Here is a 17,983-nt window from a genome sequence, read left to right on the forward strand (position 1 = left end):
GGAATAACTGCGGAGTCTTGTGTCGTCGTGCCGCCGCCGTGTTATAATTTTTTGTAAAGTCTCGCGCTGTCATTGAATTCCAACGGCGCAGAAGGAGTGACCTGACCATGACGGGAAATTGGAAATCCAGCGCCGACGCGCCGGAGATGGAGGGGCGGCAGAAGACACAAAAAAAGCCCCCACCAACGAAGGTGAGGGCAAAAAGCAAAATATTAGATTTGTGGGTGACTTGATGCGCGTCCCAGTCGTTAGCCGCGAAATGACGGCGTGCTGCGGCCCGGGAATCGGAGCAATGGACGTGACTTCTGAATCTGAAGAGCCTGTCTGGATTTCCCGCAGCGAGCTTCGGGCTTATGACGATCTTCGCCCGCCGTTTGCGATTTATGCAGATGGCGACTGCCTTGCATCCGACGACATAAAATCCGAGGACAAGGTTATTATCAATCCGGCGGAAGAAGCTCAAAACGGTTCCATCGTTTTGGTGCGCATGTATGGGATGCTATCTCTTAAAAGATATTATCTGTTACCGAATGATACGGTTGTGCTGCGGAGCGATGACGGAGAGCAGCGGTTGACTCCGAAAAAACAGGAAGACGCGGATTTTACTATTATCGGCGTTATGATTGGTTTTTTTCGCGGATGCCCCGGATTGCGATCATTTTAAGACTAAAAGAGAGGACGAATCCGTATGAAAAAAATAGTGATCTTCTTCTTTGTTCTCAGTGTCATCTTCTGTGCTAATGCCTTTGCAAAAGAAAAAACTTCGCAGGAAATCCAGGAAGAGCGAGCAAGAATCAACAAAAATCCGGCGGTAATTGTTTTTAACGCTATGATTAAGAACGCGACTCTCGCAGATTGCGAAAACATTGCCATCTCTGCCAAACTCCTTTTAACCTATGTCATCACAAAGCAGTTAAAACAAAATTCCAGTAATACCTACGAAGCCGAAATTTTGATAGCGTCTCTCGATCCTCGGACAGCCGATATAGCGTATAACAGAGCAAAAGCCGAATTAGGGTTTGTTTAAAAAACGTCAAAGTTGCCTAAATCGATCCAATCGCTTAAACTTTTCTCATGGAAGAGAGAAGATATGAACTGACCTCCAGCGAGTGGAATCGAATCAAGAGAATGCTGCCGCCCGAACACCCGAAATCAGGTCAACGTGGACGCCCGGCAAAATACGATAACCGCAGGATCATCAATGGGATTCTGTGGCTTGCCAGAAGTGGAGCGCCATGGAGAGATCTTCCGGAGCGTTACGGCAAATGGCAGGCAGTTTACGCACGTTTCAGGCTGTGGAAACAGCGGGGAATATTCGAGGCGATCTTTGCCGCCCTAAGCGCTGATGCCGACATGGAAAATCTCTCTATCGACTCCACGTCCTGCAAAGTACATCAAAGTGCCAACGGGAGAGGGAAAACCCCGGAAGGGGGAAAAAAGGGGCTCAAGCGATTGGCATGTCCAGAGGCGGCAAGAATACGAAAATTCATGCGATAGTAGATGGTTTAGGCAATCCGCTGGCGCTCCTGCTCAGTCCCGGCAATGACCACGATTCCCGCCATGCCGTGTCCTTGCTCGGGCAAGCGGAAATCAGAGGGAGCAACGTCATCGGCGATAAGGCTTACGGTTCGCAAGCCATCAGAGAGTACATTACTTCTCGGGAGGGAAGTTACACTATCCCGCCGAAGAGCGATAATCCCGAACCGTGGTTTATAGATGAGCATGTTTACAAGGAACGACACTTGGTTGAATGTTTCTTTCAGAAAATCAAATGGTTCCGTAGAATTTTCACCCGCTATGACAAACTTGACGCTTCGTTTTTCGCTTTTGTTCTTGTCGCTGCCAGTGTTATTTTATTGAAATAATACAAGCTGAAATGTTTTTTAAACAAGCCCTAGATACAACGGTGCATCAGATACGTTTTCTTTCTTGGATAGCTTACAACAAGACTGGGGACGTTATAAATAAAGACCCTGTATTATCGTCTCAATGGATTAATATTTCCCCTAAATCCTTCCTTTACAAAAAATCACAAGTCAAAACTCAAGTTTCGATGAGATGCTATATGAAATCAATCTCTCCGAGAAAATACAATATTTTGTCTCAAGAGCCCTTTGTGGATTTGAAAAACAAACAAATCTATCTGAAGTAATTCCTCCTCGCCCCGCCCCTTCACAACCTGTTATCGTTCCAGCGAGAAACACTCCTCAGCCTTTGCCTCCTAGCACAGCAAAAAACCCCTCCCCAAACTCATCTACGGCTGCGATAGCTGCTTTCGTTCCTTTAGTCGGTTTTGCCTTTTTTGTCTGGATAAATTTTTTACTCATGCGTAAGGCCGTAAAAGATGGTATCCTCCGTGCCCATAAAGTAATACAGAAAACGGCGGAAGGGAATACTTCGCCATGTCCCCCTGCTATAAAGTTTTCGTTTGAAGATTCTCCTCAATCAGCTTCGGATGAAACGGATTATTGGAACAAGCGTAAACGCATCGAAGACGCCATCGAGAATCATCGACTCATCACTTTTAGATACCACCGCCGAAATGAAATTGTCCTCGAATCGATGTATTTGAAGAAATACAAAAGTCATTGCGTCATAGGGCGACGGCAGAGCGATGGCGCCATTCGAGCATATAAGATCAAAGATATGATCTTCTGATTTATTAAACCTAAAGGAGACCAGCTATTAAAAGTCAAGTAGGAAATTCGAGCTCATGCCCGAAGTATTTCTAGCCGGTTGCCCGCGTGAAAAAGCCAAAGCGCCCCTGAAAACGGCATATTGGACAGAACTCAGACAAAACAAGCACGCGAACGAGCTCACACGGAAGCGACACGAGCAGGGAACCCCGCGGGAACAGGATCATTCTATGCCCTGGCGGCGTACCTCGTAAGGTTTGTTGGCTTTCAGAACAGCGTAAATCGTATAAAGCAGTTTTCTCGACACAGCCCCCAATGCAGTCCCATGCGCTTTCCCCTCGCCGCGCTTCTTTTCGTAGAACGCTTTGAAGACAGGATCGCATCTGACTGCTATCAGCGCCGACATCCAGACAGCTCGTCTCAGGTAGGGGGATCCTTTCTTGGACAAGCGGTTGTGCTGGCCGACATAGTTCCCCGATTGAAACGAAGTCGGATCGATCCCGGCAAAGGCGACGAGTTTCTTGGGATTGGAGAAGCGGCTGATATCGCCGATCTCACCGAGGATCACGACGCCCGTCGCCGGCCCCACGCCGGGGACAGTGAGGATGACAGAGCTAAACTTCCTCAGCTGCCGGGCGATCTTCTTGTCGATCTCATCGATCTGCTTCTCCGTGAATTCGATCTGTTCGATGAGAATCCTGATTTGAAAGGCAAAGGCATCCGAACACAGAGTCAGGCCGACCGAACGCGCCGCCAGAGACTTGAGCTCACGGGCTTTGTCAGTACCGTGCCGGCCCCGGCTGGTTTTTCTGAGCAAAGCGGCCAGCGATTTCGTGTTCACGTCGACCACCTGTTCCGGAGTGCCGTACGTCTTGAGAAATGCCTTTGAACTCTCGCCAAAGACGTTGGAGAACAAGGCAGCATACTCCGGAAACACCTGATCCAGAACGGTGACGACCTGTCGCTTGTAGTCGGCGCAGGAGTCCTTGAGCGACTCTCTGAAACGGGCCAGATTGCGCAGCGCCATGATATCTTCATCAGCCAGATGAGTTTCGCTGAACGAGCCGAAACGGATCACCTCAGCCACCAGAAAGCAGTCGACCGCATCCGTTTTCTGCTTCCGGATGTGGAAGTTCCTCAGACTGTCGGATTGGATCGGGTTGATCACATGCAGAGCAAAACCCTGCTCCCGCAGAAAGGAGTAGAGCGCGAGCCAGTAATGACCGGTCGCCTCCATGCCGATACAGAAAGCCTCCCGCTCGGGAAGACTCTGTTCGAGAAAGAGCAGAAGCTGCTGAAAGCCCTCCCGAGCATTGGCGAAACGCAGCGACTTGCCGACGTGGCTGCCGTCCTCCCTGATAAGCCCTGCTTCGTGATTGTTCTTCCCGATGTCAATACCAAGATAGTACATGAGTCACCTCACCACAACGTATTTGCAGGTGAATTCTCACGCTTCCTGCGGCTCACAACCTCCTTGGACAGACGGAGAAGACCTTCGGTCTCAACATCCAGCTCATTCGTGAACTGCCGCAAGAGGTGAGGCGCCACTCTCCTTTACGAGGAAATGTCCCCAAGGAAACAAACGGCGACGCTCACACTGCATGCTGACATTATCGCAGATTGTTCCGTTCAATAATCTGTCAACAAGTGCGACTACATTATTCTAGGAGGTAGTCTCATGAAAAAGTTCCTGTTTATCATCTGCGTGGTATTGGGTTTTGCAGGCACGGCATTTGTTCAAGACACCTACGTCAACGGCTATTACCGCAAGGACGGCACTTACGTCCAGGGGCATTACAAGTCGCCGAGCAACGATTATTTCTATGACAACTACTCCAGCTCCGGGAACCGCAACCCCTACACCGGAGAAAAAGGCTACAAGAAATACCCCAAGAATCCCTACGGGTATTAAAGCCGACTCCCGCGGCTCCGCATTGTAGCTGTTGCCATACGATAGAGGTAAAAGCTTCTCACACAATCTCTTAAGTGCCCTAAACAGTGTCCTAAACGAGGTGGATATAACAATGGTGAATGCGTGGAAATCCAGCGCCGACGCGCCGGAGATGGAGGGGCGGCAGTACCACATCCAGTGCGCGCCCGGCGACGTGGCGTCTTATGTGCTTCTGCCCGGCGATCCCGGCCGCGCCGACGTGATCGCCGCAACGTGGGACGAGCGGCGTTTCGTCGCCGCCAACCGCGAGCACCGCACGTTCACGGGAACGACCGGCGGCGCGCCCGTTTCCGTCACTTCCACGGGCATGGGCGGTCCATCGACTGCCATCGCCGTGGAAGAATTGCTCCGCGTCGGCGCCGACACGTTCATCCGCCTCGGCACCTGCGGCGTCATCCAGGAAGACATCGCCTGCGGCGATCTGATCGTCAACACGGCGGCGGTGCGTCACGACGGGGCCAGCAACCTGTACGTGGAAGACCGTTACCCGGCCGCCGCCGATCACGAGGTGACGCTGGCGCTGATCGAGGCCTGCGAGGAACTCGACCTGACGTATCACGTGGGGCTCACCTGCTCCACCGGCTCGTTCCACTGCGGGCAGGGGCGCCCCGGTTACCGCGGCTACCGGCAGTCGTTTTTCGAAAACGTCGTCGAGGACCTACGCCGCGCCCGCGTGCTCAATTTCGAGATGGAGGCGGCCACGCTTTTCACGATGGGCAATCTGTACGGCTTCCGCAGCGGCTGCCTCTGCGTGGCCGTGGCCAACCGCGTCACCGACGAGATGGTCTCGTCGCCGCTCGAACCGGCCATGGCCGCCTGCAACCGGGCGGTCCAGATCCTCTGCGTCCGCGACGCGAAAAAACGCGCCGCCGGCAAAAAATACTGGACGCCGCGGCTCGGGTAAAAGGCGCGGCGCGAGCGCCGCCCGTCGAATTTTTTCCGCACGTCGCCGCCGGCAAAAGCAATCAAAAAGGGATCTGAACTCATGCCGAGCTCAGATCCCTGTTTTTATTTTTGCGACAGGAACTCTTCCGCCGCGCGCACGGTATCCATGGCGTCGCGGGCGTAACGGTCGGCGCCGACGTGGCGGGCCAGATCGGGCGTGAGCACCGCGCCGCCGACGATGACGCGCACTTCCGGACACTCGCGCCGCAGCGCGGCGATCGCTTCTTTCATGCTGGCGACCGTGGTGGTCATCAGCGCGCTGAGGCCGACCACCGCAGCCCCCGTCTCCTTGACGGCGGCCACGATGGCATCCGCGGACACGTCCTTGCCAAGATCGATCACGTCGAAATTGTAATTTTCCATGATCACCTTGACGATGTTCTTGCCGATGTCGTGCACGTCGCCGTAGACCGTCGCGACGATGACTTTGGGACCGCTGCGGGGGACGCCGCTCTGACCGCCGGCCAGCACGGCCTTCACCACTTCGAGGGCCGCCTTCGCGGCGTCGGCCGATTTTATCAGCTGCGGCAGATAGATTCTCTGCGCCTCGTAATCGCGTCCCACGGCGTCGAGCGCGGGGATCAGCGTTTTCTCGATGATCTCGAGCGGCGGCCGTTCTTTGACGAGCTCGGCAGCGCAGGCGCGGGCTTCGTCTTTCAGACCGCGGGCGACCGCTTCGCCGAGGCCGCCGGAAAACTTTCCCCGATCCGAAACGGCGGCGGCACGCGGAGCGGACGCCGTCTCTTCGGGATTGACGGCGCAGTAATCGATATATTCTTTGGCGTCGCGGTCCTGAGCGCTGAGCACCCGCCAGGCGGCCAGCGTCTCCTGCACGTTCCTCTCGCCGGGATTGACGATGGCGGCGCTGAGTCCGTTCGCCAGCGCCGCGGCCAGCATCGTCCGGTTGATCAGCGGGCGGCGCGGCAGGCCGAAGGAAACGTTGCTCACGCCCAGCGTCGTTTTGACGGCAAGGCGCTCGCCGACCAGGCGCACGGCCTTGATCGTTTCCAGCGCCAGATCCTGCTGCGCGGAGGCGGTCAGCGTCAGACAGTCGATAAAAACGTCGTCTTTGGGGATGCCCAGCGCCGCGGCGCGGCCGACGATTTTCCGCGCCACGGCGAGCCGCGCTTCCGCCGTCTGGGGGATGCCGCCGTCGTCAAGGCAGAGGCCAAGCACGCAGGCGCCGTATTTTTTCGCCACAGGCAGCACGGCGGCGAGACTGGACTCTTTGCCGCTGACGGAATTCAGCAGCGGCTTTCCCGCGTAGCGCCGGGCGGCCGCTTCCAGCGCCGCGGCGTTGGCCGAGTCGAGCTGCAGCGGCAGATCGACGGCGCCCTGAAGCTCCGTGACGACTTCCCGGAGCATGGCCGGCTCGTCGACGTCGGGCAGTCCCACGTTGACGTCGAGCACCCCGGCGCCTTGTTCTTTTTGCTTCTGCGCCTCGAGCACGACGTAGTCGAGATCGTGCTCGTACAGCGCCTGTTTGAGTCGCTTCTTGCCCGTGGGATTGAGGCGCTCGCCGATGACCACGCTGCGGTCGAACGGTTCGACGCGCGTGGCGCTGCATACGCCGCGCAGAGGCGCGACCTTGCGCGGACGCAGGCGGCGGTTTCCGATCGCGTCATTGGCGGCGGCCAGAAATTCCGGCGTGGTGCCGCAGCAGCCGCCGACAAAAGCCGCTCCCCAACCGACGAACTGCCCGAGCCAGTCCGCGAACTCGGCGGGGCTCACGTCCCATCCGGAAACGCCGTCGCGCACGACCGGCAGGCCGGCGTTGGGCTGGACGATGACCGGCACTCGCGAACGAGCGGTCAGTTTTTTCACGATCGGCGCCAGCTGGGCCGGCCCCAGCGAACAGTTCACGCCCAGTCCCGACAGGCCCAGCCCCTCGAAAGTCATGATCATGGCTTCCACGGGCGTGCCGAAAAACGTGCGTCCGTCCTCCTGAAAGCTCATGGTCAAAAACACCGGCTTGTCGCTGTTCTCCAGCGCCGCCAGCGCGGAAGCCTTCGCCTCCAGCAGATCGGTGAAGGTCTCGAGCAGGATGCCGTCGCACAGTTCCGCGCCGGCGCGCACCTGACGGGCCACCGATCCGTAGATCTCGTCGAAATCGGCGTCGCCGACGGGAGCCATGGCGCGCCCCGAAGGGCCGATGTCGAGCAGGATCCCTTTGCCGGAAAAAGCGTCCGCGGCACGGCGCGCGATCTTCGCGGCCGCCTCGATGACCTGTTCCGTTCCATACCCCGTTCCCTCGAGCTTGTACGGATTGGCGCCGAACGTGTTGGTCTGCACAAAATCGCTGCCGGCCGCGAAGTATTCGCGATGGATCGACTCGATCAGTTCCGGCCGGCTCACGTTCAGGCTTTCGGGAATCTCGCGGAGCTTCAGGCCTTTTTTCTGAAGCATCGTGCCCATGGCGCCGTCGAACATGACGACATGATCAAATTCTTTCATCATGGCAGAAACCGCCCTCTCTTCTGTATTGGCAGGCCGCAAAGGAGCAGTCGTCGCAGCCGCGCCGCCGCCGTTCCGGTACGCTGGAAATCCCGATCAGCGCCGTCACCGACTTGATGGGGGTCATCATGCCCTGCCGCGTCATCGTCAGGCCGATGCGGCGTTCCGCATCGACAAGCCGGAGCAGGTCGCCGGAAAATTGCATGGGAACGTCGCCGTAACCGGGGCTGAAGCGCCGCGTCAGGTACTCGCCTTCGCGCAGCGTTTCCCCGACTTCGTCTTCGATCTCGTCGCAAAGCGAATCGGCCCGCACGGACGCGCAGGCGTCAAGGCACAGCGCCCGGCTCATGCTGCCGCGGCCGAGAAGCTGCGTGCGGCGATCGACTTCCGGTCCCAGCGTCACCGCCATGACGACGCAGGAACGGCAGTTTTTGAACAGCCGGGACAGATCGCGCGAGACGCACTCCACCGAACCGTCCCCCAGCGCGATGCCGCGCTCCCCGACCGTCAGCGGGAAACGTTTCCAGACTTTGCGCGGATGCGCGCAGCCGCCCAGCTCCGCGAAACCGGCGCGCGCCATCTCCAACACTTCCTCGCGCCCCCGATCAGGCACGCAGAGATAGCGCAACGCTTCTTCCAGCTGTCTGCGCGTCGGCTCCATCAGGATCTCTTCACCCGCAGCGAATAAAGGATGCCGTGGATATTCTGGGCGATCTGGCGGGTGACGCCGGCCTTGTTCATGCTGTAAATGTGAATGCCCTCCACGCCCGACGCGAGCAGATCGACGATCTGCGACGCCGCGTAAGCGATCCCCGCTTCCCGGACGGCTTCGGCGTTATGGCCGTAGGCGTCTACAAAGCGCCGCACTGCCGGCGGGATCGAAGCGCCGCACAGGGAGACCACTTTGTCCAGCATGCTGGCCTGGGTGATCGGCATGATGCCGGCGATGATCGGGACGTTGACGCCGGCTTTCTGCGCCAGATCGCGAAAACGATAAAAATCGTCGTTGTTCAGAAAGAGCTGAGTGATCAGCGCGTCCACGCCGGCGTCGACCTTCTCCTTCAGATGGGCGATATCGGCTTCCAGCGAAGGCGCTTCGGGATGTTTCTCCGGATAACAGGCCCCCAGCACGCGAAAATCGTAATTTTTCTTGATGTGAGCCACAAGTTCCGCCGCGTGCTTGAAATAACCGTCCCCGAAATCCGCGTCGGCACGGCGGTCGCCGCGCAGCGCCAGGATCGTGCGCACGCCTTTTTCCTTCAGCTCCGCCAGCAGCGCGTCGGTCTGTTCCAGCGAACTGCCCACGCAGGTCAGATGAGCCACGGCGGGCAGCATGTAACGGTTCTGGATCGTGGAGGCAATTTCGATCGTGTTGTCGCGGTTCGAACCGCCCGCGCCGTACGTGACGCTGATCAGATCGGGACGCAGGCTGGCCAGCGCGTCTACCGTGTCGTAAATCGACTCCAGACTGCCGGTCCTCTTCGGGGGAAAGATTTCAAAGGAGAAATTGGGAAGCATCTCTTCAAAAGCGTTGTTCATTCGGACACGACTCCTTTTACCTCAAATTTCCATAAAAAAAACAGCCGCCCTGTTCACGACAAGACGGCTGCAAAATTTTCTCGCCCCAGCGGCTTATCGCTGTCAGCAGGACCACCACGTCCGCACGACGCGGACAGGTTGGCGCAGGATCGTTGAGCTGACTCTCTCCCCTGACTCTGGATAAAGGAAAACCGATTATTCGGATTTTTGGATAGTATCACAGAATACCGATGGGCGCAAGAGCCTGTTTGCTCGACAACGGGTTAAAACGATGGAGACGAATGATGTTCTAAATCAGCGGCCGATACTTTTTTTGTACGGGAAATATAGGGTATTCGCCAGAGAACTCGGCTAAAATATGTGTCGTAGGGGGTCGTGCCATGCAGATGATAAGAGCGTTCAACGAAACCATACGCTATATCGAAAGCGTATTGGGCGGCGAAATCGACGAAAGCAGAGTCACCTGTCTGTCAAGTTATTCCTACGCCATGTTCAGCAGATTGTTTTCTATTTTGACAAATATGACGCTGTCGGAATATATACGGCTTAGGAAGCTGACGAAGGCCGCCGTGGAGATCAAGGAAACAAGCGGCAAAATCATAGATATTGCCATGAAATACGGCTACGAATCATCAAATTCCTTTACGAACGCTTTTAAGAATTTTCATCGCGTCACGCCTACGCAAGTACGAAACAGGGAAGCATACCGGGTGTTTTCTCCCATTCAATTAACGCTCAGCATAAGAGGAGGAAAAAGCATGGATGTGAAAATCCAAAAGAAAAGCAGATTTGCCGTGGCCGGAGTCAAATTGGAGAACATCGATTCGGCCTCCTGCCCGGCGGTTTGGGATCAACTGTTCGCAAAGTGGAGCCACGAAACTCTTTCCCGCCTGGGGAACGGTCAAAGCTATGGGATGTGCTTTGACATGAAAAATGGGAACAAGATCAACTATATGGCCTGCTACCATGTCAACGACATCCCCAAGGCACGGGAAATGGGACTGGAGGTCGTAGAGATCAAAGAAGCTGAATATGCCGTTCTGTCATTGGAGGGAGCGATTCCCGACTGCATTCACGAAGGGTGGAAATACGCCATGGAAGTGTTCTTGCCGGAACAGGGATACATGCACGCGGGAACACCTGATTTTGAAGTATATTTTAAGGGCGATATGTACAGTCCGGGGTACACGATGGAACTGTGGATTCCCATCGCCAAAAAGGAATAATCAAAAATCAAGAGGGCGACAGCCAAAAGCGCTGCCGCCCTCTTTCCATCGTTGAAAATGTATTGTGGACGAAGAGCATCGAACATGGGCTTTTCGCCCGGGGAACTGGATTCTTTCCGAGCGTTTCAGGCGAGAGCCGCTCCCGCTTCCGCGCGGTTCTCGTTCAGCCTCTTCGTCAGCGCCTTGCCCGTGGGCGTCAGCGCGCAGCCGCCGCGGGCCGTTTCCCGCAGCGAGGGCGGCAGGGCGCGGCCGACGTCGCCCATGGCGTCGATCACCTCGTCGGGCGGGATGATCGAGCGGATCCCCGCCAGCGCCATGTCGGCGGCAATCGCGCCGACGGAAACGAGCGTGCCGTTGCGCTTGACGCAGGGCGATTCCACCAGTCCCGCCACGGGATCGCAGGCCAGTCCGAGGATCGACTTGAACGCCAGCGCCACGGCGTGGGCGCAGGCTTCCGGCGAGCCGCCTTCCATGTGGCAGAGCGCGGCCGCGCCCATGGCAGCCGCCGCGCCGCACTCGGCCTGACAGCCGCCGGAAGCGCCCGCCAGCGTGGCGCGCTGGGAGACGATCTCGCCCACCGCCGCGGCGACAATCAGCCCTTCCAGAAGTTTTTCGTCGTCGCCATGCCGCGTTTCCTGCCAGGCAAAGAGCAGTCCCGGCAGAATGCCGCAGCTGCCGGCCGTCGGCGCGGCGACGATGCGCCCCATCGAGGCGTTGCAGGTGCCCAGCGCCACGGCGATCTCGCTGGCGCGCCAGACCAATTCGCCCGACATCGGGGCGCGCCGCAAAGCCGCGTATTTGTCCTTATCGTCGCCGATCAGCTTCGGCTGCCAGCGCCCGGCCAGCGCCGCGGCGAACGTTTCGCGCAGCACCTCGAGGCGCGCGCGCAGACGCGAACGCAGCGCGGCTGCGTCGATCATCTGCTCTTCGGCGTCCATGGCGAGGACGGCTTCCGGCAGCGAGCCGCGCTCGCCGGCGCGGACGACCAATTCTTCAAGGGATCTCATGCGGACGCTCCTTCCTCGGCGCTTTTCAGCAGGATCACGCGCCGGCAGGCGGGAACGATCGTCCGGATCCGCTCGTCCAGATCGGCGGGAACGGCGCCGTCGAGGACAAACACGAAAACGGCCATGCCGCCGCGCACGCGGCGTTCCATCTCCATGCGCGCCACGTTCAGCCCCAGGCGGAAAAATTCGCCGGTGATGGCAGAGACGACGCCCGGCTGGTCGCGATGCATGACGATCAGCGCCGGCTGATCGAACGGCACGACCATGGGGAAACCGTCGACGGCGCGCAGCTCCACGGCGCCGCCGCCGATGGAAGCGCCGACGACCTCGCACTGTTCCGCGCCGTCCGACATGACGACGCGCACGGAATTGGGATGCGCGCCGTCGATCTCTTCCGTGTCGAAAGAAAAATCCAGCCCTTCCGCGCGGGCGACCTCAAACGATCTGGGAATGCGCAGATCGTCGGGCCGCATGCGCAGCAGGCCGGCCACCAGCCCGCGGTCGGTGCCGTGCCCCCAATAAGTGGCGGCGAAGGAACCGCGCAGGAACAGTTTAGCCGCGTGCAGCGGACGCTCCCATCCCCAGAGACGCCGCGCCAGCATGCCGATCCTGACGGCGCCGGCGGTATGGCTCGAGGACGGCCCGATCATCACCGGGCCGACAATATCCAGTAACGACATCTCGATCGACTCTTCCTTAAAGGATGATAAAAATCAGCGGCCGCCCGTTCGCGGAGAGCCGCCCGCGAGACTTTTCCGAAAGGGAACGCCTCGCCGGATAGCGTGACATTTTACCACAGCGGCATGGTCCCGTCAAAAATACGCGGCGCGGCGTTTTCAAAAATGCGCTTGATTTCGGAAAACATTTTCATTATATTGAATCCGTCCTATTCGTGTTGACTATCTGCCATAAAAGGAGCGATCGCATGTCTTTCATATCGTACCGAACAACGCCGCTGCTTCTCGCCGCCGCGCTGTGGGCCGTTCCCGCCGGGGCGGTGACCACGGCGCAGCTGGTTTCGCCTTTTTTCAAGGAAGAAAGCCGGCTCTCCATGAGCTGCGAGAACGTGAAAGCGCTTTTCAACGACGGCGCAAGGCCGCTGGAACGGATTTTCAGCAAAGCGGCGGCCGCCGCCATGGAACTGGACGAAGATCCCGATTTCCGCGAACTGGTCCTGCACGCCGGCAGCGTCGAAGGCCGCTGGCGCTACGACGTCGGCGCACGGAGCGTCGGCGCGGGAGTTTTCGCCGTCGAACTGGACGACGGATTTCAGCTGCCCTTCGGGAGCGAAACCTTTCCTCTTCATCTGAACGCGGCGCCTCCGGGGACCACGCTTGAGACGTTGGCGGTGGCCGGTTCCACGGAGTCGCCCGTCTATATCGCGCTGCTGACGCGCGGCGGGCAACGCTTCATCGTCGGCGCTTCGGACGATTCCACCCTGCTCGAAACGATGGCCGCCGTGCCGGATACCGAGCCGCTGGAGCCGAAGCACGCGCCGGCGCCCATAGGATTTGCCTTTTTCGTGCCGCCGTCGCAGCTGCCGCTCCTGTTCGGACGGAGAAACCTGCCCGGCAGGTTCCTTAAGGCTCCTTTTGCGTTCGAAGTGGGCATCAGCGACACCGAGCGTTCGCTGCGCGCCCGGCTGTGGAGCAACGCAAGCGGGACCGGGGCGTTCGAAGCCGCCAATGGCAGCGCCGTTACTCGTCCTGGATACGTGCTCCCTCCCGTTCAGGAAAAGCCGTTTCTTGTCGGCGGCGGACCGCTGCTGGCGCTGCTGAGCGTTGAAAAACTGCTGCCGAGCGAAGACGCTCTGGACAGCTCGCTGCGCCAGAAGCTGCTCCCCGCGCTGGAAAATTTCGGTCTGACCATGAGCGATCTGGCGGAAGCGCTGCGCGGCCGCATCACCATCGCCGTATCAGGGAGATCCAGCGGGCTGCTGGGGTCTTATCCCGGTTTTTACATCCATCTGAGCGGCGCCAACCGGCGCGTCTGCGATCTGCTGCTGGGGCTTCTCCAAAAGCAGACTGAATCCCGCGCCGCCGCCAAGACCGAGCCGTTCGCCCAAGGACAGTGGAAAGGACTGCGCCTGTCGAACAATCTGCTCTTTTCCGGCTACGCCGCTTCGTCGCCGCGGGGCTTCATCGCCGCTTTTCAGGACAGCGCCGAACTGGAACGGACGCCCTCGCCGGCCGACGACATCCGGAACGCGCTGGACAAGCCCGGCTATTTCGCCTTCAGTTTGGATCTCCCCGCCCTCAGGACCGAGCTGAAAAAACTGATCGACCGGTTCGGTTCGCCGGACATGGACGACGAACGACGCCGCGCCGCCGAAGAGACCGTCGACGCGATGGACGCTTTCGGCGTCTTCAATATCACCATGACCGGCCTCGACGGCGCCGACGCCGAACTGTTCGTCAGGGAACCCCAGTTCAGCCGTCTGCTCGACCGGAAAATGCGCGAAGGACGGAGAGCCCCCGCCGACGGAGAAAAGTCCACAGGCCCCGATGCCGCCCCGGAGCAGAGGCAAGAAGAAGCTCCCGGACCAGACGCCGGCATCAGAGCGCGCTCCGGGCGCCAGGTCCACCGGGTCGTCGGCAACGCCGCCGTGGGATCACCTCTTCGGGTGAGGCGCGGACATCACGAAACGGTTATGATATTTTCAACGGCGAAAACGTCCCCCCGCGGCGATTGTGGAAATCTTTGCGCCTGATGTAATGAACACAAGGGATTGATTTTAAATTTTTATTGCAAGAGAGTGACTTTATCATGAAAGAGGCAAGGACCGCCGCGCTGGCCGCGGCGGCGCCCGAGGCCGATCAGGATCCGCCTCGGCTCCCGGTGCCGGAAATCAGTCCCGAGGGACTGAACCTGAAAGTCGCGATGGATTTGCTGGAGCAGATGCACGATATCCGCCGTCCGCTGGCCGTCGGCACGGTCTTCAAAGACCCCTCCATGGAATTCGCCCTCAGGAATTTCCAGGTCTACACGACGGCGCGCAATTGTTCGACGAGCGGACCGCCATCCGCGACACGGCCCGGAACGTTCAGCACGTCAAGGAAATCATCGAGGCCTACAACACTTACGCAAGAAAATCTACCCTCGACCAATATATGAACCAGTTCGTCACCAGCATCATGGTCAACAGCATCGTGCTGCGCGCCAACCGGCTCCACGAGTCTTTCGAGTGGTTTCGCAAGTACGACGCGGAGTACGCCGAGACGCTCAGAGAGTACAACGCCGCCTACCGCGCTTTTCTCTCCATGGTGAAATCGCTGCGCGGCGGGCAGGGGATTTCCGGCCGCGCCTCCCGCAGCGGCGCGTACCCGAACAATTATCTTTTCAACGACGTGCTGCTTTATTCCGGCCTCGCTCAATACGTCAACGTCGACGGCAAACGCGCTCGCAGCGGCATCACTAATCTCGCCCGCATCATCGACAATCACGTCATGGCCGTCAGCGACGCCAAGCTGAAAGAATATGAAGAGTCCTTCGCGGAGCTGGATCGGCAGCAAAAAGCCGCCAGGAGTTTCTACGACAAGGCCGTGGACGCCGTGTCGAAACTGCCCGGCGCCGACGCGCTCGGCACCATAGGCGTGGACGACTCTCAGATCCTCGACAACGTCGATAGACTGGCCGCACAGGCGATCGCCGAGATCGTCGTCCTGCGCGACCCCGAACTGACCCCGCTGCGCACGAACAAGAACGTCGCCCCCGACGCCTTCAAGGTCGCCCCCCTCGTACAGCTCCACCGGCGGCCCCGCATACGCGCGCAAGGTGCGCCGTTCCGTCGAGGAGCTGCGCGCGATCTGGAACGGCATGGTCGGCCGGCTCGACCAGCAGCACCGCGGCGGCCCCGGCTGGCACAGGATGCACGCCGATTAGAAAAGCCGCAAGTTTTTTCGATATATCGCAAAAAAGACGCCGCCTCGATCATCGTTTCGAGGCGGCGTTTTGTGTTCCACGTGGAACATTGTGCCGGCAAAATTCTCTACGATCCGGCGATGTCGGCGGCGAGCGCGCGAACGTCTTCTTCCCTGGTCGCCCAGCTGGTGCAGAAGCGCACGGCCTCGCGGCGTTCGTCGATTTTCGCCCACGGCGAATAAGCGTACTTCTCGCCGAGTTTTTTCAGCGCTTCGACGGGAACGATCGGGAACTGCTGGTTCGTCGGCGACTCCATCAAAAATTCCCAGTCCTTGGCGCGGCAGGCGTCGCGGATCAGCATGGCCATATCCACGGCGTGGCGGGAAATTTTCAGGTACAGATCGTCCGTAAAGAGCGTTTCGAACTGCACGCCCAGCAGGCGTCCCTTGGCAAGCATGGCGCCGCGCTGCTTTTCAATATAACGGAAGTCTTCCTTCAGCGCCTCGTTGGCGATGACCAGCGCCTCGCCGAACAGCGCGCCGACTTTGGTGCCGCCGATGTAAAAGGCGTCGGTCAGGCGGGCGACGTCGGCCAGCGTCAGGTCGTTGCCCGCGGCCGCCAGACCGTAGCCCAGGCGCGCGCCGTCCATGTAAAGGAAAAGATTCTTTTCGCGGCACAGATCGTGCAGCGCCGTCAGCTCGGCCAGGCTGTAGATCGTGCCCAGCTCGGTCGGGTTGGAGACGTAGACCAGCTTGGGCTGGGCCATGTGCTCGTGGGTGGCGTCGTCCCAATGGTTTTCGACGACGGCGCGCACCTGGGCGGCCGAGATCTTGCCGTCCGTCCCGGGCACGGCGATCACCTTGTGCCCGGTCGCCTCCACGGCACCGCTTTCGTGCACGTTGATGTGCCCGGTGTCGGCGCAGACGGCGGCCTGGTGCGGGCGCAGCGCCGCGGCGATCATGACGAAGTTGGCCTGCGTGCCGCCGACGAGGAAATGCACGCCCGCCTCCGGCGCGGCGCAGGCGGCTCGGATCAGCGCGGCGGCGCGTTCGCAGTGCGCGTCCTCGCCGTAACCGGGCGTCTGCTCCATGTTGGTGCGGACCAGGGCTTCGAGAAGAGAAGGATGGCAGCCCTCGCTGTAATCGCAGTTGAAACGGATCATATCGGTTCCTCCTTGCGCGGAGAAAATTTTGTTCCGAATCCCAAAAGAGCCGCCCGACGCGCGGCGTCGAACGGCTCGGAAAGCGCGGCGGGGCGCGCGGGAATTACTTTTTGAGGCTGTCGGCGAAGACGACGGCGGCGGCCACGGAAAGCAGCTTGGTACGGGGCGAATCGGCGCGGCTGGTGAGCACGATGGGAGCGGCGGCGCCGATGATCAGGCCGGCCGTTTCGTTCTCGGAGAAATAAACGATGGCCTTGAACAGGGCGTTGCCGGCCTCGATGTTGGGCGCGAGCAGGATGTCGGCTTTGCCGGCCACGGGCGAGTCGATGCCCTTGATCTGGGCGGACTTTTCGCTGACGGCGTTGTCGAGGGCGAAGGGGCCGTCGACGATGCAGCCCTTGATCTGCTTGCGGTTGTTCATGGCCGTCAAAGCGGCGGCGTCGAGCGTGGCGGGCATGTCGGGGTTGACTTCCTCGACCGCGGCCAGACAGGCGACCTTGGGGCACTCGATGCCGAAGGAATGGGCCAGCTGGACGGCGTTGCGGATGATGTCGGCCTTCTGGGCCACGTCGGGATACATGTTGAAAGCGGCGTCGGTGACGAAGAACAGATGGTCGTAGCCCTTGATGTGGTGGAAGAAGCAGTGGGAGATCGTGTTCTTGCCGCGGCGCAGGCCCACTTCCTTGTTCAGCATGCCGCGCAGGAAGTTGGCGGTGTGCAGCTGCCCCTTCATGTAGATGTCGGCCTTGCCGGAGGAAACTTCGGTGACGGCCTTGATCGCCATTTCCGCCTCGCTGGCGGAGCACTCGATCACGTTGTAGTCGGCCAGATCGGCGCCGGCGGCCTTTGCGGCGGCCTCGATCTTGGCGCGCTCGCCGGTGAGGGTGAACCTGGCGATGCCGGCCTTGCGGGCGTCTTCCATGGCCTCGAACAGGCCGGGATCGTCGGCTTTGGCGACGGCGATGCATTTGGGACCTTTGGCGGCGGTGATCTGCTTGGCGTAATCCAGAAGCGCGCTCAGACTGCGAAGCTGTTCCATAAAAAATTCCTCCTTGGATGATTTGCGCCACAGGAGAAAAGACCTCCAGCGCGATTTTATGCCTTGATTATACACTCGGCGGCAAAAGATTGAAAGGCGAAAGTCAAAATCATTCCCTCGACGGTCTGCCGCAAAAAATTCCATATTGTGCGTTTCGCCATGT

General features: G+C 59.2%; 18 protein-coding genes. 10 read left to right on the forward strand and 8 right to left on the reverse strand.

Annotated elements, in window-relative coordinates:
- Positions 1-118 precede the first annotated feature (118 nt).
- The 4 genes from RAH42_RS09175 (at position 119) to RAH42_RS09190 (ending at position 2,658) form a co-directional block, all read left to right on the forward strand.
- Positions 119-664, forward strand: coding sequence for a S24 family peptidase (locus tag RAH42_RS09175; protein ID WP_317539306.1), 546 nt, complete (start codon positions 119-121; stop codon positions 662-664).
- Positions 665-688: 24 nt separating this feature from the next.
- Complete coding sequence (locus tag RAH42_RS09180) at positions 689-1,027, forward strand: hypothetical protein (protein WP_317539307.1); 339 nt, start codon at positions 689-691, stop codon at positions 1,025-1,027.
- Positions 1,028-1,074: 47 nt separating this feature from the next.
- Positions 1,075-1,865 (forward strand): IS5 family transposase gene (locus RAH42_RS09185; RefSeq protein ID WP_317539161.1). Its coding sequence is split into 2 segments (ribosomal slippage): positions 1,075-1,443 and positions 1,446-1,865, totalling 789 coding nucleotides; the frame shifts between segments, so codons are not numbered across the junction.
- Positions 1,866-2,058: 193 nt separating this feature from the next.
- On the forward strand, positions 2,059-2,658 hold the full coding sequence (locus tag RAH42_RS09190) for a hypothetical protein (RefSeq protein ID WP_317539308.1): 600 nt from the start codon (positions 2,059-2,061) through the stop codon (positions 2,656-2,658).
- Positions 2,659-2,859: 201 nt separating this feature from the next.
- On the opposite strand, the gene RAH42_RS09195 is transcribed toward RAH42_RS09190, so the two are convergent.
- The gene (locus RAH42_RS09195) at positions 2,860-4,047 is read right to left on the reverse strand and encodes an IS110 family transposase (RefSeq protein ID WP_317539309.1); all 1,188 of its coding nucleotides are present in this window, start codon (positions 4,045-4,047) and stop codon (positions 2,860-2,862) included.
- A 267-nt stretch (positions 4,048-4,314) separates the two neighbouring features.
- Here RAH42_RS09195 and RAH42_RS09200 point away from each other — a divergent pair, with 267 nt between their 5' ends.
- The gene (locus tag RAH42_RS09200; protein WP_317539310.1) at positions 4,315-4,548 is read left to right on the forward strand and encodes a hypothetical protein; all 234 of its coding nucleotides are present in this window, start codon (positions 4,315-4,317) and stop codon (positions 4,546-4,548) included.
- Positions 4,549-4,660: 112 nt separating this feature from the next.
- Positions 4,661-5,491 (forward strand): nucleoside phosphorylase, encoded by an 831-nt coding sequence (locus tag RAH42_RS09205; RefSeq protein ID WP_317539311.1) that lies wholly within the window; start codon positions 4,661-4,663, stop codon positions 5,489-5,491.
- Between the two features lie 104 nt (positions 5,492-5,595).
- Here the strand turns inward: RAH42_RS09205 and RAH42_RS09210 are convergent, their stop codons facing one another.
- The 3 genes from RAH42_RS09210 to metF are packed head-to-tail and all read right to left on the reverse strand — an operon-like array spanning position 5,596 to position 9,525.
- Positions 5,596-7,989 (reverse strand): homocysteine S-methyltransferase family protein, encoded by a 2,394-nt coding sequence (locus RAH42_RS09210; RefSeq protein WP_317539312.1) that lies wholly within the window; start codon positions 7,987-7,989, stop codon positions 5,596-5,598.
- Entirely contained in the window at positions 7,973-8,647 is a 675-nt protein-coding gene (locus tag RAH42_RS09215) for a vitamin B12 dependent-methionine synthase activation domain-containing protein (RefSeq protein ID WP_317539313.1), read from the reverse strand. The genes RAH42_RS09210 and RAH42_RS09215 overlap by 17 nt, the downstream gene beginning before the upstream one ends.
- Positions 8,647-9,525 (reverse strand): methylenetetrahydrofolate reductase [NAD(P)H], encoded by an 879-nt coding sequence (gene metF / locus RAH42_RS09220; RefSeq protein WP_078015429.1) that lies wholly within the window; start codon positions 9,523-9,525, stop codon positions 8,647-8,649. The genes RAH42_RS09215 and metF overlap by 1 nt, the downstream gene beginning before the upstream one ends.
- A 380-nt stretch (positions 9,526-9,905) precedes the next feature.
- On the opposite strand from metF, the gene RAH42_RS09225 reads away from it, so the two are divergent.
- A complete protein-coding gene (locus RAH42_RS09225) occupies positions 9,906-10,751 on the forward strand; it encodes an AraC family transcriptional regulator (RefSeq protein WP_317539314.1) in 846 nt (281 codons plus the stop codon).
- A gap of 125 nt (positions 10,752-10,876) precedes the next feature.
- Here RAH42_RS09225 and sdaAA read toward each other — a convergent pair whose 3' ends face one another.
- A complete protein-coding gene (gene sdaAA, locus RAH42_RS09230) occupies positions 10,877-11,758 on the reverse strand; it encodes an L-serine ammonia-lyase, iron-sulfur-dependent, subunit alpha (protein ID WP_317539315.1) in 882 nt (293 codons plus the stop codon).
- Complete coding sequence (sdaAB, locus tag RAH42_RS09235) at positions 11,755-12,438, reverse strand: L-serine ammonia-lyase, iron-sulfur-dependent subunit beta (RefSeq protein ID WP_078015432.1); 684 nt, start codon at positions 12,436-12,438, stop codon at positions 11,755-11,757. Before sdaAB ends, sdaAA begins: the two co-directional genes overlap by 4 nt.
- A gap of 245 nt (positions 12,439-12,683) precedes the next feature.
- On the opposite strand from sdaAB, the gene RAH42_RS09240 reads away from it, so the two are divergent.
- Genes RAH42_RS09240 through RAH42_RS09250 form a run of 3 tightly spaced genes read left to right on the forward strand, consistent with a single transcriptional unit; the run spans position 12,684 to position 15,861 of the window.
- Positions 12,684-14,468: a hypothetical protein gene (locus RAH42_RS09240; protein WP_317539316.1), complete on the forward strand. Its 1,785-nt coding sequence runs from the start codon at positions 12,684-12,686 to the stop codon at positions 14,466-14,468.
- A 56-nt stretch (positions 14,469-14,524) separates the two neighbouring features.
- Positions 14,525-14,872, forward strand: a complete 348-nt coding sequence (locus tag RAH42_RS09245; protein ID WP_317539317.1) for a hypothetical protein — start codon at positions 14,525-14,527, stop codon at positions 14,870-14,872.
- Positions 14,869-15,861, forward strand: a complete 993-nt coding sequence (locus RAH42_RS09250) for a hypothetical protein (RefSeq protein WP_317539318.1) — start codon at positions 14,869-14,871, stop codon at positions 15,859-15,861. The genes RAH42_RS09245 and RAH42_RS09250 overlap by 4 nt, the downstream gene beginning before the upstream one ends.
- Here RAH42_RS09250 and RAH42_RS09255 read toward each other — a convergent pair.
- On the reverse strand, positions 15,747-16,781 hold the full coding sequence (locus tag RAH42_RS09255) for an aminotransferase class I/II-fold pyridoxal phosphate-dependent enzyme (RefSeq protein WP_317539319.1): 1,035 nt from the start codon (positions 16,779-16,781) through the stop codon (positions 15,747-15,749). The genes RAH42_RS09250 and RAH42_RS09255 overlap by 115 nt on opposite strands.
- 103 nt (positions 16,782-16,884) lie before the next feature.
- Positions 16,885-17,964: a bifunctional enoyl-CoA hydratase/phosphate acetyltransferase gene (locus RAH42_RS09260; protein WP_317539320.1), complete on the reverse strand. Its 1,080-nt coding sequence runs from the start codon at positions 17,962-17,964 to the stop codon at positions 16,885-16,887.
- Positions 17,965-17,983 lie beyond the last annotated feature (19 nt).

Source organism: Pyramidobacter sp. YE332 (assembly GCF_033060595.1).
Lineage (GTDB): Bacteria > Synergistota > Synergistia > Synergistales > Dethiosulfovibrionaceae > Pyramidobacter.

Excerpts from the sequence above, each read along its gene's own strand:
- RAH42_RS09200 (WP_317539310.1), top strand. The coding sequence starts at position 4,315 with ATGAAAAAGTTCCTGTTTATCATCTGCGTGGTATTGGGTTTTGCAGGC.
- RAH42_RS09215 (WP_317539313.1), bottom strand. The coding sequence starts at position 8,647 with ATGGAGCCGACGCGCAGACAGCTGGAAGAAGCGTTGCGCTATCTCTGC.
- RAH42_RS09260 (WP_317539320.1), bottom strand. The coding sequence starts at position 17,964 with ATGGAATTTTTTGCGGCAGACCGTCGAGGGAATGATTTTGACTTTCGC.
- RAH42_RS09245 (WP_317539317.1), top strand. The coding sequence starts at position 14,525 with ATGAAAGAGGCAAGGACCGCCGCGCTGGCCGCGGCGGCGCCCGAGGCC.
- sdaAA (WP_317539315.1), bottom strand. The coding sequence starts at position 11,758 with ATGAGATCCCTTGAAGAATTGGTCGTCCGCGCCGGCGAGCGCGGCTCG.
- RAH42_RS09250 (WP_317539318.1), top strand. The coding sequence starts at position 14,869 with ATGAACCAGTTCGTCACCAGCATCATGGTCAACAGCATCGTGCTGCGC.
- RAH42_RS09195 (WP_317539309.1), bottom strand. The coding sequence starts at position 4,047 with ATGTACTATCTTGGTATTGACATCGGGAAGAACAATCACGAAGCAGGG.
- RAH42_RS09205 (WP_317539311.1), top strand. The coding sequence starts at position 4,661 with ATGGTGAATGCGTGGAAATCCAGCGCCGACGCGCCGGAGATGGAGGGG.
- RAH42_RS09255 (WP_317539319.1), bottom strand. The coding sequence starts at position 16,781 with ATGATCCGTTTCAACTGCGATTACAGCGAGGGCTGCCATCCTTCTCTT.
- RAH42_RS09240 (WP_317539316.1), top strand. The coding sequence starts at position 12,684 with ATGTCTTTCATATCGTACCGAACAACGCCGCTGCTTCTCGCCGCCGCG.
- RAH42_RS09225 (WP_317539314.1), top strand. The coding sequence starts at position 9,906 with ATGCAGATGATAAGAGCGTTCAACGAAACCATACGCTATATCGAAAGC.
- sdaAB (WP_078015432.1), bottom strand. The coding sequence starts at position 12,438 with ATGTCGTTACTGGATATTGTCGGCCCGGTGATGATCGGGCCGTCCTCG.
- RAH42_RS09180 (WP_317539307.1), top strand. The coding sequence starts at position 689 with ATGAAAAAAATAGTGATCTTCTTCTTTGTTCTCAGTGTCATCTTCTGT.
- metF (WP_078015429.1), bottom strand. The coding sequence starts at position 9,525 with ATGAACAACGCTTTTGAAGAGATGCTTCCCAATTTCTCCTTTGAAATC.
- RAH42_RS09210 (WP_317539312.1), bottom strand. The coding sequence starts at position 7,989 with ATGATGAAAGAATTTGATCATGTCGTCATGTTCGACGGCGCCATGGGC.
- RAH42_RS09190 (WP_317539308.1), top strand. The coding sequence starts at position 2,059 with ATGCTATATGAAATCAATCTCTCCGAGAAAATACAATATTTTGTCTCA.